Raw genomic sequence first — 15107 nt, 5'->3', positions numbered from 1 at the left:
GGTTGATAGGCCAGATATGGAAGACCGGTAACGGTTGGAGTTGACTGGTACTAATAGGCCGAGGGCTTGTCCTCAGTTGCTCGCGTCCACTGTGTAGGTTCTGAAGTAACGACCTGTGATTGTGCCGGGTTGGTTAACTTCATAGTGTTTCGGTGGTCATTGCGTTAGGGAAACGCCCGGTTACATTCCGAACCCGGAAGCTAAGCCTTTCAGCGCCGATGGTACTGCAGAGGGGACTCTGTGGGAGAGTAGGACGCCGCCGAACAATTTTTCAGCTCCGGTCTCCGGGAATCAGTGATGGTTCCCGGGGACCGGAGCTTTTTTGCGTTTCAGGAGTGGCCTTCGGACCCAAGGCACGGCCCGATCGGGCCGGCAGGTAAGGTCAGGGGGCATTGTCGGCACATTTCCCACAGGAGGCCCCCGCGTGGAGGTCCAGGAGACGCGGGTCCAGACGGATCGCGTCCTCACCATCCCGAACATTCTGAGCATGGCGCGCCTGGTTGGCGTGCCGGTGTTCCTGTGGTTGATTCTGTGGCCGGAATTCGGCGGACCCAAGGCCGATGGCTGGGCACTGCTCGTCCTGGCCCTGAGCGGAGTCAGCGACTATCTCGACGGTAAGCTCGCCCGTCGCTGGAACCAGATCAGCAGCCTGGGGCGCATCCTCGACCCGGCCGCGGACCGGCTGTACATCCTTTCCACGCTCGTGGGGCTCACCTGGCGGGAGATCCTGCCACTGTGGCTCACCGCTGCGCTGGTGGCGCGGGAACTCATGCTGCTGGTCGCCGTCGGATTCCTGGGGCGGCACGGATACGGCCCGCCCCAGGTGAACTTCCTCGGTAAGGCCGCGACGTTCAACCTCATGTACGCCTTCCCGTTGCTCCTTCTCAGTGAGGGAAGTGGCTGGCTTCATACGCTCGCTGCTGTTTTCGGATGGGCTTTCGCCGGATGGGGTACGGCGCTGTACTGGTGGGCAGGAATCCTCTACGTGGTTCAGGTCCGCAGGATCATCAGGGCGGACGCCACAGCCGACTGAGCTCGCCGAACAGGCAATACCAGTGCCACTCTGGCGCCCGTACGTGAGAACAGTGGGCGATCCAGACGGGTGAAGTCGGCAAGACCGTCGTCTCTTAGAGGAGGACGCTTCCGACATGAAGGCCGTTGTGATGGCTGGTGGTGAAGGCACACGCCTTCGCCCCATGACGTCCAGCATGCCCAAACCCCTGCTCCCCGTGGCCAATAGGCCGATCATGGAGCACGTGCTGCGGCTGCTGAAGCGGCACGGTCTCACCGAGACCGTGGTAACCGTGCAATTCCTCGCCTCACTCGTCCGGAACTACTTCGGCGACGGCGAAGAGCTGGGCATGGAACTCACCTATGCCAATGAGGAAAAGCCCCTCGGTACCGCGGGCAGCGTGAAGAACGCGGAAGAGGCCCTGCGGGACGATGCCTTCCTGGTGATTTCCGGTGACGCGCTCACCGATTTCGACCTCACCGACCTCATCCGCTTCCACAAGGAGAAGGGTGCCCTCGTCACCGTCTGCCTGACGAGGGTCCCCAACCCCCTCGAATTCGGCATCACCATCGTCGACGAGGCCGGCAAGGTGGAGCGGTTCCTGGAGAAGCCCACCTGGGGCCAGGTCTTCTCGGACACCGTCAACACGGGCATCTACGTCATGGAGCCCGAGGTTTTCGACTACGTGCAGCCCGATGTCTCCGTCGACTGGTCGGGCGATGTCTTCCCCCAGCTGATGAAGGAAGGCAAGCCGATCTACGGCTATGTCGCGGAGGGCTACTGGGAAGATGTCGGCACCCACGAGAGCTATGTGAAGGCGCAGGCCGACGTCCTGGACGGCAAGGTCGACGTCGACATCGACGGCTTCGAGATCTCGCCGGGCGTCTGGGTGGCCGAAGGCGCCGATGTCCATCCCGACGCCGTACTGCGCGGCCCGCTGTACATCGGCGACTACGCCAAGGTCGAGGCGGATGTGGAGATCCGTGAACACACGGTCGTCGGCTCCAATGTCGTGGTGAAGAGCGGCGCGTTCCTGCACAAGGCCGTCGTGCACGACAACGTCTTCATCGGGCCCCGGACCAACCTCCGCGGGTGCGTCATCGGAAAGAACACCGACATCATGAGCGCCGCCCGGATCGAGGACGGCGCGGTCATCGGCGACGAATGTCTCGTCGGCGAGGAATCGATCGTGCAGGGCAATGTGCGGGTCTACCCGTTCAAGACGATCGAGGCCGGTGCCTTCGTCAACACGTCGGTGATCTGGGAGTCGAAGGGACAGGCGCATCTGTTCGGCGCCCGCGGGGTCTCCGGAATTCTCAACGTGGAGATCACTCCGGAGCTGGCCGTGCGGCTCGCCGGCGCCTATGCGACCACGCTCAAGAAGGGTGCGACGGTCACCACGGCACGCGACCATTCCCGGGGCGCCCGTGCGCTCAAACGCGCCGTGATCTCCGCGCTCCAGGCCAGCGCCATAGACGTACGGGACCTGGAGAATGTGCCGTTGCCGGTGGCCCGGCAGCAGACCGCGCGGGGCAGTGCCGGCGGCATCATGGTCCGTACGACGCCCGGTGTTCCCGACTCCGTCGACATCATGTTCTTCGACGCCCGCGGCGCCGACCTCTCCCAGGCCGGGCAGCGGAAACTCGACCGGGTCTACGCCCGCCAGGAATACCGCCGCGCCTTTCCCGGGGAAATCGGCGATCTGCGCTTCCCGTCCAGCGTTTTCGATTCGTACACCGGATCGCTGCTGCGGGCCGTCGACACCGAAGGGCTCGCGGAAGCCGGGCTGAAGGTCGTCGTCGACGCGTCCAACGGCAGCGCCGGACTGGTTCTGCCGAGCCTGCTGGGCCGTCTCGGGGTGGACGCCCTCACGATCAATCCCGGCCTGAACGAAGGGCGGCCGACGGAGACGGGCGAGGCCCGGCGCAAGGGGCTCGTGCGCCTCGGCGAGATCGTCGCCTCGGCGCGGGCGGCGTTCGGGGTCCGCTTCGACCCGGTCGGTGAGCGGCTGTCGCTGGTGGACGAGCGGGGCCGGATCATCGAGGACGACCGTGCGCTGCTGGTGATGCTCGACCTGATCGCCGCGGAGCGCCGCAGCGGCCGGGTGGCGCTGCCCGTGACCACGACCCGTATCGCCGAGCAGGTCGCCGCGTACCACGGCACGCAGGTCGAGTGGACGACGACGTCGCCGGATGATCTGACGCGGGTCGGGCGGGAGGACGGCACGGTCTTCGGCGGTGACGGCCGCGGCGGGTTCATCATTCCGGAGTTCAGCAGCGTCTTCGACGGCTCCGCCGCGTTCGTGCGTCTGCTCGGGCTGATCGCGCGGTCGCAGATCACGCTCAGCCAGATCGACGCGCGCATCCCGCGGGCGCACGTACGGCGCCGGGACGTGGCGACGCCCTGGGCGGTCAAGGGCCTGGTCATGCGGAACGTCGTCGAGGCCGCCGGGGACCGGTCCGTGGACACCACCGACGGCGTGCGGGTGGTGGAGACGGACGGCCGGTGGGTGCTCGTGCTGCCCGACCCCGCGGAGGCGGTCACGCATCTGTGGGCGGAGGGGCCCGATGAGGCCTCCGCGGACCGGCTGTTGGACGAATGGTCAACGGTGGTTGACGGCGCGGGCCGCTGACCTGCACCCCACCGGTGTGCCGCCATTCGGCGCGCCGGTGGGGCCATTGGGCGACCACACGGGTGACGTGCGACGATGTGCGGCATGTCGCAGCAGCGCCCCGAACGGAGCACCACCAGGAGACCGGCGGCGCGCCCCGACGCGTCCATGTCGCTGCTGACCAACGTGATGGACCACAGCCTCGACGACGGATACGCGGAGGCCGCCGCACGCAAGACCGCCGCGGGCGTCGGCGGCGGCCTGCCGCGCACGTTGCGGGCGAAGTTGGGGCTCGCCGCCGGACTCGTGCTGGCCGCGGTGGTGGTCACCGTGGGCGCCGCACAGGCACGGATATCCGCGCCGACGCTGGCGAAAGAGCGCGAAGAGCTGATCAACCGCATCCAGAAGGGCACCGACGAGGCCGACGCGCAGCAGCGCAGGGTCGATGCCCTGCGTCACTCCGTCGATGCCATGCAGCGTGAGGCGCTGCGCCGCCACGGCGGCGACAAGGCGGAGCTGCTGGCGCTGCTGGCCGGATCGACGCAGGTCACCGGCCCCGGCGTGAAACTCGTGATCGACGACGCCAAGGACGCGGAGTCCGGGAACGGCGGCGGCCCCCGGGAGAGCAATGGTTTCTCCGACACCGGGCGGGTACGCGACCGGGACATGCAGCGGGTGGTCAACGGCCTGTGGCAGTCCGGGGCGGAGGCGATCTCCGTGAACGGCCAGCGGCTGACGTCCCTCTCGGCGATCAGAGCCGCGGGAGACGCCATACTGGTCGACAACAAACCGCTGGTACCGCCGTACACGGTGCTGGCGGTGGGGGACGGGCAGCGGCTCGGCACCGCATTCCAGGACAGCGTCGACGGCCGCTATCTGCACGTGTTGCAGGAGAACTACGGCGTGCGCACCAGGATTTCCGTGGAGGGCGAGGTCACCCTGCCGCCCGCGCCCAGTTTGATCGTACGCACAGCACAGCCGCAGACCGGCGCCACGAAGGCGGACGGCGCCGACACAGGGAAGGGCACATCGTGATCGCCGTATTGGGGCTCATCGTGGGGGTCGTGGTCGGGCTCGTGGTCCGGCCCGTGGTGCCGACGGTGGTCGAGCCCTACTTGCCGATTGCTGTGGTGGCCGCGCTGGACGCCGTCTTCGGCGGTCTGCGCGCGATGCTGGACGGCATCTTCGACGACAAGGTCTTCGTCGTGTCGTTCCTGTCGAACGTCGTGGTCGCCGCTCTGATCGTGTTCCTCGGGGACAAGCTCGGCGTCGGCGCCCAGCTCTCCACGGGCGTGGTCGTGGTCCTCGGCATCCGGATCTTCTCCAACGCCGCCGCGATCCGCCGGCACATCTTCAGGGCGTGAGGCGGATGGCGAACGACGAGACACCCGAGCCGGAACGTTCGGCCACCGACGGGACGCCGCGTCCGGGCCGGGACGCGTCCCTTGAGCCCGGGCCGCGTCCGGAGCGGAAGCCCGGCGGGGAGGTCGAGCGCCGCCCCCGGACCGAGCCTCCCGTGAGACGCCCGCAGTCCGAGAAGCCGGCGCGTCGTGAGCTTCCGGAGGCCGATGAGGCCCCTGCGCGTCGTGAGCTTCCCGAGGCCGCAGGCGTGGTACGGGCGGGCGAAGGGCATGGGCGGCCGGCGGACCGGCGGCCGATGCCGCCCGAGAGCCGTGTGCGGCCGGAGGACGGTGCGGGACGTGCAGGTCAGGGCGGCGAGGCCGGGGCCGGTGAACCGGCGGACGGCAGCGCCGGTGCCGGGGGCGCCTCGGGTGGCGGAAGCGGCACCGGCGGGCGGCCCGGCGGGACGGCGCCGGATGGCGACGGCGGGGAGCCGCCGTTGACCGGCCGGCAGCGGCTGCGCGCCGGTCTGTGGCCGCCGCGGCTGACCCGCGCTCAACTGATCGTCGCGGTGCTGCTGTTCATTCTCGGCCTGGGCCTGGCGATTCAGGTACGTTCCACGAGTGACAGCAGTGCGCTGCGGGGCGCGCGCCAGGAGGATCTGGTGCGCATCCTGGATGAACTGGACAACCGTTCGCAGCGGTTGACGGACGAGCAGCGGCGCCTGGAAGGACAGAAGGCCGAGCTGGAGAACAGTTCGGACCAGGCCGAGGAGGCGCGTAAGCAGACCGTGGAGAAGGAACAGCAGCTGGGCGTGCTGGCCGGGACCGTCGTGGCCCAGGGGCCCGGCATCAACCTGACCATCAGCGATCCGACGCACTCCGTGGAGGCGGACAAGCTGCTCGACACGATCCAGGAGCTGCGCGCCGCGGGTGCCGAGGCGATTCAGGTGAACGACGTCCGTATCGTTGCGAACAGTTACCTCTCTGATGTCCGCGGCGGAGTGGAGATCGACGGCAAGAGGGTCACGGAGCCGTACCGTTTCAAGGTCATCGGGAAGCCGCAGGATCTGGAGCCGGCGCTCAACATCCCCGGTGGCGTGGTGCAGACTCTGGAAAAGGAGCAGGCCACGGTGGGTGTCGCGGGTGAACAGAAGATCATCGTGGACGCCTTGCGAGAGGCGAAGCGTCCTGACTACGCTCGGTCGTCATCGCAGTGAGAGAGACGCGTATGGGGATGGCCCGGGAAGGGCATGAGGTAGCGGGGGGTCGACGCACCGTGTATGGGGCGTGTGAGGGAAACTGTCTGGAGGCCGCGGACGTTCACATGACGTCCGGATCGGCCGGTGTGTGCATCGAGGGTTCGTCCTGCCCCACGGGCGGGTCTGTTTCGTACAAGGGGAATCGCCCGTGAAGTTGTTTGGAAAGCTGTTCGGCAAGAGCGCACGCCAGGAGGGCGACAGCGGCACGGCGCGGCACCGCGCACCGCGTCAGCCCGAGGAGAGCGGCGCCGGAGCGGATCGTCCGCTCTTCCGTGACGAGGTCGCCGGTGGTTCCGGGGCGGGTGCTGGTGACCCGTCCGGTGCCGGTCCCATAGGGGCGGCCTCGACCTGCCCGAGGTGTGGTCACCGCAACGCCGAGGCGGGCAAGTTCTGCTCGCAGTGCGGTGCGCCGCTGCGTGCGGGCGCGCAGCCCGAGCGCGCGTCCGAGACGACGTCGACGATCTCGATTTCGGGTATCGAGGCGTACGACGGGGAGTCCACGGGGCAGAACCTGAGCCCGTCGCTGTCGCCCGAGGCGCAGGCGGCGGTCGACGCCCTGCCGCTGGGCTCCGCCCTGCTGATCGTCCGCCGGGGGCCCAACTCCGGCAGCCGCTTCCTGCTGGACGGCGAGCTGACGACGGCGGGTCGGCATCCGCAGAGCGACATCTTCCTGGACGATGTGACGGTCTCCCGCAGCCATGTGGAGTTCCGCCGCGGTCAGGACGGCGTCTTCACGGTCGCCGATGTCGGCAGCCTCAACGGCACCTACGTCAACCGCGAGCGGATCGACTCCGTCGCTCTCGCCGGGGGCGACGAGGTCCAGATCGGCAAGTACCGCCTGGTCTTCTACCCGAGCCAGCGGGGCGCGGGGATCTGACCGGCCAGGGAAGGCATATGCGTCATACACCGACAGGTGGTGCCGGTCCGTCCGGCACCACCTCCTCGGACGGCAAGCCGGTGAGCATCGGTGCGGTGCTCGGCCTGCTGCGCGAGGAGTTCCCCGAGGTCACGATCTCCAAGATCCGTTTCCTGGAGGCCGAGGGACTCGTCGAGCCGACGCGTACGCCTTCCGGGTACCGCAAATTCACCACCGCGGATGTCCAGCGTCTCGCGAGCGTGCTGCGGATGCAGCGGGACCACTACCTCCCGCTGAAGGTCATCAGGGAGCACCTCGAAGCCCAGGAGCGCGGTGAGGAGCTGCCGCTGCCCGCACCGGCGCCCTCCAGGGACCTGGTGGAGGGCGTCCCCGAGCTGGGCGAGGAGCGGCCAGCATCGGCCCGCATCGGCCGCGCCGAGCTGCTCGCCGCCGCCGAGGTGGACGAGGCGGAGCTGGCCGAGTGGGAGTCGTACGGCCTGCTCGCCGCCGATGCGGGGGGCAGTTTCGGCGGCGAGGCCGTCGGGATCGCCCGGCTCGTCGCGGATCTCGGCCGTTTCGGGCTCGAACCGCGTCATCTGCGGGCCGTGAAGGCGGCTGCCGAGCGCGAGGCCGGCCTGGTGGAACAGGTCGTGGCGCCGCTGCGGCGGCACCGTAATCCGCAGACCAGGGCGCATGCGGAGGCCACGGCCAGGGAGCTGGCCACCCTCTCCGTGCGGCTGCACGCGGCGCTCGTCGAGAGCGCGCTGCGGGCCCATCTCCAGTGAGCAAATACCTGCCCGACTACCCAAACCTGCCGGGCACGTCCTAGGGTTGCTGTGTGAACGAGCTCGACGTCGTGGGTGTCCGGGTGGAAATGCCTTCCAGCCAACCGATCGTGCTCCTGCGGGAGGTGGGAGGCGATCGTTACCTGCCCATTTGGATCGGGCCGGGGGAGGCCACCGCCATCGCCTTTGCCCAGCAGGGCATGGTCCCTGCCAGGCCGCTGACGCATGACCTTTTCAAGGACGTGCTGGAAGCGGTGGGCCAGGAGCTGACGCAGGTCCGCATCACGGATCTGCGCGAGGGGGTGTTCTACGCCGAGCTGGTCTTCGCCAGCGGGGTGGAGGTCAGCGCACGGCCGTCCGATGCGATAGCGCTGGCGTTGCGCACCGGTACGCCGATCTTCGGCACCGACGGTGTGCTGGACGACGCGGGTATCGCCATTCCGGACGAGCAGGAGGACGAGGTGGAGAAGTTCCGCGAGTTCCTCGACCAGATCTCGCCCGAGGACTTCGGCACGAACAGTCAGTGACAGCGGCCGGTGGCGGTGCGCTCACGGGTTTCCGTGAGAACCGGCCACCGGCTGAATCTTTTCGGCCAACCGGCCAGACCTTCCCCGTCTCGGGTCACGAGAAACCACTCGTGGGGTGATTATCACTCGGCGTGGCGAGCGCGGCGATCGTTGACGCACCCCGAGTGACTGCATACCGTCGATATGGCAGGTCCCGTCCGGGACGTGGAGGACGGAGGGCGGCGTGGCAATCACCGGTGACGGTACGGCGGAGGGGGCGTTGCCGCTCCCTTCGAACGTGGTGGCGGACCGGACCCCGGTACAGCCCACCGCGGTGCCGGCGGAGCGCGCGGCGGCGGTCATCGGCTACCGCGGACCGACCGCGTGTGCCGCCGCGGGCATCACCTACCGGCAGCTCGACTACTGGGCCCGCACCGGCCTGGTGGAGCCGAGCGTCCGCCCGGCGTACGGCTCGGGCACGCAGCGGCTCTACAGCTTCCGGGATGTCGTCGTCCTGAAGATCGTCAAGCGGCTGCTGGACACCGGGGTGTCGCTCCAGAACATCCGCACCGCGGTGCAGCATCTGCGCTCCCGGGGGCTGGCCGATCTGACCCGGATGACGCTGATGAGCGACGGTGCGACGGTCTACGAGTGCACCTCGCCGGATCAGGTCGTCGATCTTCTGCAGGGCGGTCAGGGCGTCTTCGGGATCGCCATCGGCGTGGTCTGGCGGGACGTGGAGAGTGCGCTCTCCCAGCTGCACGGTGAGCGGGTGGACACCGGCGAGACCCTGGTCGGGCAGAACCCGCACGACGAGCTGGCCCGGCGGCGCAACCGCGCGGGCTGAGGGCCCGGCCGCCTGCGGGCAGCCTTCGCCGGGTGTTCCGGCCCTGCTCGGGGCCGATTGTCAGTGGTATGCGGCAGCATCGGTCGTGTGAGACGAGCGCCGACGATTCTGCATCTCGACATGGATGCGTTCTTCGCGGCCGCCGAGCAGGCGGCCAAGCCCAGCCTGCGCGGCAAGCCGGTGGTCGTGGGCGGGATCGGGCCGCGCGGCGTCGTCTCGACCGCGTCGTACGAGGCGCGGGTCTTCGGGGTGCGGTCGGCGATGCCCACCGCCCAGGCGCGCCGACTGTGCCCCAACGCCGCCTATCTCAGCCCCCGCTTCTCCGTCTACCGGCAGGTCAGCGACAGCGTCATGCAGCTGCTGCACGCGCTGTCGCCGCTGGTCGAGCCGTTGAGCCTGGACGAGGCGTTCGTCGATCTGGAGGCCGGGGGCGTCGCGGCCGACTCCGCCGCCGCCCGCGCGGTCGGTGAGCAGCTGCGGCGCGACATCAGGGCGGTCACGGGCCTGACGGGCTCGGTGGGGCTGGCCGGGGCCAAGATGCTGGCCAAGATCGCGTCGGAGGCGGCCAAACCGGACGGTCTGCGGATCATCGAGCCGGGCACCGAGCGGGAGCTGCTGGCCCCGATGACCGTCCGCACCCTGCCGGGCGTCGGACCGGCGACGGCCGAGGCGCTGCGCCGGGCGGGGATCACGACCGTCGCGGAGACCGCGGAGGCGGGGGAGGCGGAGCTGGTACGGCTGCTGGGGCGGGCGCACGGGGCGGGGCTGTACGCGATGGCGCTGGGCCGCGACGACCGGCCGGTCGTCGCCGAGCGGGACGCGAAGTCGGTGTCGGTGGAGGACACCTTCGAGGTCGATCTCACCGACCGCACCCGGGTGCGCAACGAACTGGTGCGGTTGGCCGAGCGGTGTGTGCAGCGGTTGCGGGCCGCCGGCCGCTCCGGCCGCACGGTCGTGATCAAGGTCAGGAACTACGACTTCTCGACCCTGACGCGCTCGGAGACGCTGCGCGGGCCCACCGACGACCCCGCGGTGGTGCGGGAGGCGGCGGTCCGGCTGCTGGATCTGGTCGACACCACGGGCGGGGTGCGGCTGCTGGGGGTCGGGGTGAGCGGGCTGGCCGACTTCACCCAGGAGGATCTCTTCGCCCAGTTGGCCACGGAGCAGGAGGCCGCCGAAGCGGCCCAGCAGGCCCGGGGAGCGGCCGTGGCGGGCGAGGAGCAGGGCGGGGCCGAGCCGGAGGAGGAACGGCCGCGCCGCTGGCATCCAGGGCTGGACGTCGTCCATGACGAGTACGGCGCCGGGTGGGTGCAGGGCAGCGGGGTGGGGCGGGTGACGGTGCGGTTCGAGCAGCCCTGGTCGGCGCCGGGGCGGGTGCGGACCTTCGCGGTCGACGATCCGGCGCTACGGCCCGGGGAGCCGCTGCCGCTGGTGGGCGGTGCGCCGGAGCCGGATCCCGTACGGGGCGGAGCGGGGCCGGCCACGGGCGGGGAGGGCGAGGCGAGCGCGATGGCTGGTGGCCCGATGTCCGGAGCCGGTGGTCCGGATCCGGATGCCCTGGAATCGGACGGGCCGGGTGCGGGCCGGGTGGAGCCGCGCCGGACGGAGGCGATATGCCGTGAGCCCGGAAGCCAGAAGGCGGAGCGTCCGGGGCCCGACCGCCCGGAGGCACATCGTCAGGACCTGGTGCGCCCGGAATCCGGCTGGGCAGGAGCGTCGGGCGAGGGCGAGCCCGTAGAGGGGAGGGGTTCGTCCGGCCCGTCGGAGATCTCTGCTCCGGGAGAGGCCTGTCGCGGTTCCTGACGCGTTGACCTGGGGTGGGGCTGCGGGTCGTCCGTCACAGGGGTTGCGGTCAGTCGTCCGGGCCCGCGATGGTGCCGAAGTTCTTGTCGGCGGGAGGCCGGTCGAGGTCCGCCGGGGAGGTGATGTCCAGCCGGTAGTGGTGGTAGAGCTGGAGTTCCTGCTCGGGGGAGAGGTGGCGGCCGACGCCGAAATCGGGGGCGTCCTTGATCAGCTTGCGGTCGTAGGGGATGTGCAGGGCGTCGTCGACCAGGCGGCTCGGCTCCAGGGGGACGAAGGCGTCGCGGCTGAAAAGTCCGGTGCGCACCGCCGCCCATTCGGGTTCGCCGGTCGCGTCGTCGAGGTAGACCTCGTCCACGGTGCCGATCTTGGCGCCCTGGCGGTCGTACGCCTTGCGGCCGATCAGGCTCCGCGGGTCGATATCGGTTTGCACGGCCCCTCCAACTGGTCGCAACTGCCTTGTGACACCTACCAAACGGCACATTTCTCATGTCGGCCACTCGAAGGATCCCCCAGATGACGCGCTGGTAGGCTGGCAAATGGCCGCTGACCCCGTGCGGGAGAGTCCACGTCGTTCGCGGCGCGGACGCCGAAGGAGCAAATCCTCCCCGGAAACTCTCAGGCACACGTACCGCTCGGACGAGGTCACTCTGGAAAGCAGGGCGGGCCACGGACGACGCAGCGCCGGAACCCCTCCTCACCGACGGTGAAAGCCGGGCCGCGGCTGCGGGCCGGTGAAGCTCTCAGGTTGAGATGACAGAGGGGGAGGCCGTCCGGGCACCAGCGCCGTGGTGCCCCTCGTAGGTCGTTGAGACCAGGAGGCCCCCGCAGATGACCACCCATCGCATCCCCTTGACCGAGCTGGAGCGCGGTACGCCATTCGAGCGCCGGCACATCGGCACGGACCACGAGGCGCAGGCGAAGATGCTCGCGCAGGTCGGATTCGGTTCGCTGGACGAGCTGACCGCGGCCGCCGTACCCGATGTGATCAAGAGCGCCGAGGCGCTCGGGCTGCCGCAGGGCCGCTCGGAGGCGGAGGTCCTCGCCGAGCTGCGCGCACTCGCCCAGCGCAACGAGGTCCTGTCGTCGATGATCGGCCTCGGCTACCACGGCACCTTCACGCCGCCGGTGATCCTGCGCAACGTCATGGAGAACCCCGCCTGGTACACGGCGTACACCCCCTACCAGCCGGAGATCTCGCAGGGCCGGCTGGAGGCGCTGCTGAACTTCCAGACGATGGTCGCCGACCTCACCGGCCTGCCCACCTCGGGCGCGTCGCTGCTCGACGAGGGCACCGCCGCCGCCGAGGCGATGGCGCTCTCCCGCCGGGTCGGCAAGGTCAAGCAGGGCGTCTTCCTCGTCGACGCCGACTGCCTGCCGCAGACCGTCGCCGTCATCCGGACGCGCGCCGAACCCACCGGTGTCGAGGTCGTCGTCGCCGATCTCACCGGCGGCATTCCGGCCGAGATCGCCGAGCGCGGCGTCTTCGGTGTGCTGCTGCAGTACCCGGGTGCGTCCGGTGCGGTCCGCGACCCCCGTGCGGTCATCGCGCAGGCCCAGGAGCTGGGCGCCGTCGTCACCGTCGCCGCCGACCTGCTGGCCCTGACCCTTCTCACCTCGCCGGGGGAGCTGGGCGCCGACATCGCGGTGGGCACCACCCAGCGCTTCGGTGTCCCGATGGGCTTCGGCGGCCCGCACGCCGGCTTCATGGCCGTCCGCGAGAAGTTCGCCCGCAGCCTGCCCGGCCGCCTGGTCGGCGTCTCCGTCGACGCCGACGGCACCAAGGCCTACCGCCTGGCCCTGCAGACCCGTGAGCAGCACATCCGCCGCGAGAAGGCCACCAGCAACATCTGCACCGCGCAGGTGCTGCTCGCCGTCATGGCCGGAATGTATGCGGTCTACCACGGCCCGGACGGGCTGGCCGCCATCGCTCGCCGCACTCACCGCTACGCCGCGGTCCTCGCCGAGGGCCTGACGGCCGGTGGCGTGGAGCTGCTGCACGGCGCGTACTTCGACACCGTGACCGCCCGGGTGCCGGGACGGGCCGCGGAGATCGTCGGCGCCGCCCGGGACGCCGGTGTCAACCTCCGCCAGGTCGATGCGGACCACGTCGGCATCGCCTGCGACGAGACCACCGGCCGGACGCAGCTCGCCGCCGTCTGGCGCGCCTTCGGTGTCTCCGGCGACGTCGAGCAGCTGGACGCGGCGGCCGCCGACGCGCTGCCCGAGGGCCTGCTGCGCACCAGCAGCTACCTCACCCACCCGGTCTTCCACCAGCACCGTTCCGAGACCGCCATGCTGCGCTACCTGCGCCGCCTGTCCGACAAGGACTACGCGCTCGACCGCGGCATGATCCCGCTCGGCTCCTGCACGATGAAGCTGAACGCGACGACGGAGATGGAGCCGGTCACCTGGCCGGAGTTCGGGCAGCTGCACCCCTTTGCCCCCGCCGAGCAGGCACAGGGCTACCTCACGCTGATCCAGGAGCTGGAGGAGCGGCTGGCCGCCGTCACCGGCTACGACAAGGTCTCCATCCAGCCGAACGCCGGCTCCCAGGGTGAGCTGGCCGGTCTGCTGGCGGTGCGCGCGTACCACCGCGCCAACGGCGACGAGCAGCGCACCGTCTGCCTCATCCCCTCCTCGGCGCACGGCACCAACGCCGCCAGCGCCGTGATGGCCGGGATGAAGGTCGTCGTCGTCAAGACCGGCGAGGACGGCGAGGTCGACACCGAGGACCTGCGCGCCAAGATCGACAAGCACCGCGACGAGCTGGCCGTCCTGATGGTCACCTACCCGTCGACCCACGGTGTCTTCGAGGAGCACATCACCGAGATCTGCGCCGCGGTGCACGACGCGGGCGGCCAGGTCTACGTGGACGGCGCCAACCTCAACGCGCTGGTCGGGCTCGCCGAGCCCGGCAAGTTCGGCGGCGACGTCTCACACCTGAACCTCCACAAGACCTTCTGCATCCCGCACGGCGGCGGTGGCCCCGGCGTCGGCCCGGTCGGCGTCCGCGCGCACCTCGCGCCGTACCTCCCCAACCACCCGCTGCAGCCCACCGCGGGCCCGGAGACCGGCGTCGGTCCGATCTCCGCCGCCCCCTGGGGCTCGGCCGGCATCCTGCCGATCTCCTGGGCGTACGTCCGCCTCATGGGCGGCGAGGGCCTCAAGCGCGCCACGCAGACCGCGGTGCTTTCGGCCAACTACATCGCCAAGCGTCTGGAGCCGCACTACCCGGTGCTCTACACCGGTCCCGGCGGGCTGGTCGCGCACGAGTGCATCATCGACGTCCGGCCGCTGACCAAGGCCACGGGCGTGAGCATCGACGACGTCGCCAAGCGGCTCATCGACTACGGCTTCCACGCCCCGACCATGTCGTTCCCGGTGGCCGGCACGCTGATGATCGAGCCGACCGAGAGCGAGGACCTCACCGAGCTGGACCGCTTCTGCGACGCGATGATCGCCATCCGCGCGGAGATCGAGAAGGTCGGCAGCGGCGAGTGGGACAAGGACGACAACCCGCTGCGCAACGCCCCGCACACCGCGGGTGCGCTCGGCGGGGAGTGGACCCACCCGTACACCCGCGAAGAGGCCGTCTTCCCGGCAGGTGTCGTGGCGGCGGAGAAGTACTGGCCGCCGGTCCGCCGCATCGACGGCGCCTTCGGCGACCGCAACCTCGTCTGCTCCTGCCCGCCCCTGGCGGAGTACGACGGCTGACGTCCGCGCAGCGATGAGGGCCCTCGGCGATCTCGCCGGGGGCCCTTTGACGTGCGACGGGTCAGACGGTGGTGGCGACCCGGGGCGTGCCGTCCGGACGGTGCGGGGCGATGACCTGACCGTCCGGCAGAAGCTCACCGGTGTCCTCGAAGAGGAGGACGCCGTTGCACAACAGGCTCCAGCCCTGCTCCGGGTGGTGTGCCACGGGATGTGCGGCTTCCCGGTCGCTGGAGTCGGCTGACGGGCAGGGCGGCTGGTGCTGACACATGGGCATTGTCTTTCGCTGCGGATGGGTGAACGTCGTCGTGCGGCTCGATGAGCGTGAAGTGGTCATGGCCGCTTCCCCCGTTTCCTTCGGTTGGACTCAGTGT

General features: G+C 69.9%; 13 protein-coding genes, 1 rRNA gene and 1 riboswitch. Of the genes, 12 read left to right on the top strand and 2 right to left on the bottom strand.

All coding sequences use genetic code 11. The features are described from left to right. Positions 1–148 precede the first annotated feature (148 nt). From rrf to ABT345_RS05735, 11 genes are all read left to right on the top strand, one after another. Positions 149–265: ribosomal RNA gene (rrf, locus tag ABT345_RS05785) — 5S ribosomal RNA — on the top strand. 159 nt (positions 266–424) lie between these two features. After that, on the top strand, positions 425–1033 hold the full coding sequence (gene clsA, locus ABT345_RS05780; RefSeq protein WP_345082474.1) for a cardiolipin synthase ClsA: 609 nt from the start codon (positions 425–427) through the stop codon (positions 1031–1033). Between the two features lie 115 nt (positions 1034–1148). Beyond that, positions 1149–3644, top strand: coding sequence for a sugar phosphate nucleotidyltransferase (locus ABT345_RS05775; RefSeq protein WP_345082471.1), 2496 nt, complete (start codon positions 1149–1151; stop codon positions 3642–3644). Positions 3645–3719: 75 nt separating this feature from the next. Then, positions 3720–4658, top strand: coding sequence for a DUF881 domain-containing protein (locus ABT345_RS05770; protein ID WP_345082468.1), 939 nt, complete (start codon positions 3720–3722; stop codon positions 4656–4658). Beyond that, entirely contained in the window at positions 4655–4987 is a 333-nt protein-coding gene (locus ABT345_RS05765) for a small basic family protein (protein WP_030282870.1), read from the top strand. Before ABT345_RS05770 ends, ABT345_RS05765 begins: the two co-directional genes overlap by 4 nt. A gap of 293 nt (positions 4988–5280) precedes the next feature. Continuing rightward, positions 5281–6183 (top strand): DUF881 domain-containing protein, encoded by a 903-nt coding sequence (locus ABT345_RS05760; RefSeq protein ID WP_345082463.1) that lies wholly within the window; start codon positions 5281–5283, stop codon positions 6181–6183. A gap of 130 nt (positions 6184–6313) precedes the next feature. Then, positions 6314–7102, top strand: a complete 789-nt coding sequence (locus ABT345_RS05755) for a double zinc ribbon and FHA domain-containing protein (protein WP_345082460.1) — start codon at positions 6314–6316, stop codon at positions 7100–7102. 17 nt (positions 7103–7119) lie between these two features. Continuing rightward, positions 7120–7866 (top strand): transcriptional regulator FtsR, encoded by a 747-nt coding sequence (gene ftsR / locus ABT345_RS05750; protein WP_345082457.1) that lies wholly within the window; start codon positions 7120–7122, stop codon positions 7864–7866. 53 nt (positions 7867–7919) lie between these two features. Then, on the top strand, positions 7920–8393 hold the full coding sequence (locus ABT345_RS05745; protein WP_006606439.1) for a bifunctional nuclease family protein: 474 nt from the start codon (positions 7920–7922) through the stop codon (positions 8391–8393). Positions 8394–8616: 223 nt separating this feature from the next. Continuing rightward, positions 8617–9219 carry a MerR family transcriptional regulator gene (locus ABT345_RS05740; protein ID WP_386458203.1) on the top strand — a complete coding sequence of 201 codons (603 nt, stop codon included), beginning with the start codon at positions 8617–8619 and terminating at the stop codon, positions 9217–9219. A gap of 87 nt (positions 9220–9306) precedes the next feature. Next, positions 9307–11022 (top strand): DNA polymerase IV, encoded by a 1716-nt coding sequence (locus ABT345_RS05735; RefSeq protein WP_386458205.1) that lies wholly within the window; start codon positions 9307–9309, stop codon positions 11020–11022. A gap of 49 nt (positions 11023–11071) precedes the next feature. Here ABT345_RS05735 and ABT345_RS05730 read toward each other — a convergent pair whose 3' ends face one another. Beyond that, on the bottom strand, positions 11072–11452 hold the full coding sequence (locus ABT345_RS05730; RefSeq protein ID WP_345082453.1) for a PRC-barrel domain-containing protein: 381 nt from the start codon (positions 11450–11452) through the stop codon (positions 11072–11074). Positions 11453–11566: 114 nt separating this feature from the next. Next, a riboswitch (glycine riboswitch) is annotated at positions 11567–11663 on the top strand. A gap of 187 nt (positions 11664–11850) precedes the next feature. Here ABT345_RS05730 and gcvP point away from each other — a divergent pair. After that, the gene (gene gcvP / locus ABT345_RS05725) at positions 11851–14736 is read left to right on the top strand and encodes an aminomethyl-transferring glycine dehydrogenase (RefSeq protein WP_345082450.1); all 2886 of its coding nucleotides are present in this window, start codon (positions 11851–11853) and stop codon (positions 14734–14736) included. A gap of 61 nt (positions 14737–14797) precedes the next feature. On the opposite strand, the gene ABT345_RS05720 is transcribed toward gcvP, so the two are convergent. Then, positions 14798–15004 (bottom strand): DUF5999 family protein, encoded by a 207-nt coding sequence (locus ABT345_RS05720; protein WP_345082447.1) that lies wholly within the window; start codon positions 15002–15004, stop codon positions 14798–14800. Positions 15005–15107 lie beyond the last annotated feature (103 nt).

The sequence above is a fragment of the Streptomyces sp. NPDC000404 genome (genome assembly GCF_040300365.1).
Taxonomy (GTDB): domain Bacteria; phylum Actinomycetota; class Actinomycetes; order Streptomycetales; family Streptomycetaceae; genus Streptomyces; species Streptomyces ramulosus.
Note: the sequence above shows the minus strand (reverse complement) of the source record. Positions and strands in the feature narration are given on the sequence as shown.

What these genes read in the sequence shown, in the direction of transcription:
- ABT345_RS05775 (WP_345082471.1), top strand. Translation starts at nt 1,149, where the DNA reads ATGAAGGCCGTTGTGATGGCTGGTGGTGAAGGCACACGCCTTCGCCCC.
- ftsR (WP_345082457.1), top strand. Translation starts at nt 7,120, where the DNA reads ATGCGTCATACACCGACAGGTGGTGCCGGTCCGTCCGGCACCACCTCC.
- gcvP (WP_345082450.1), top strand. Translation starts at nt 11,851, where the DNA reads ATGACCACCCATCGCATCCCCTTGACCGAGCTGGAGCGCGGTACGCCA.
- ABT345_RS05760 (WP_345082463.1), top strand. Translation starts at nt 5,281, where the DNA reads ATGCCGCCCGAGAGCCGTGTGCGGCCGGAGGACGGTGCGGGACGTGCA.
- ABT345_RS05720 (WP_345082447.1), bottom strand. Translation starts at nt 15,004, where the DNA reads ATGTGTCAGCACCAGCCGCCCTGCCCGTCAGCCGACTCCAGCGACCGG.
- ABT345_RS05770 (WP_345082468.1), top strand. Translation starts at nt 3,720, where the DNA reads ATGTGCGGCATGTCGCAGCAGCGCCCCGAACGGAGCACCACCAGGAGA.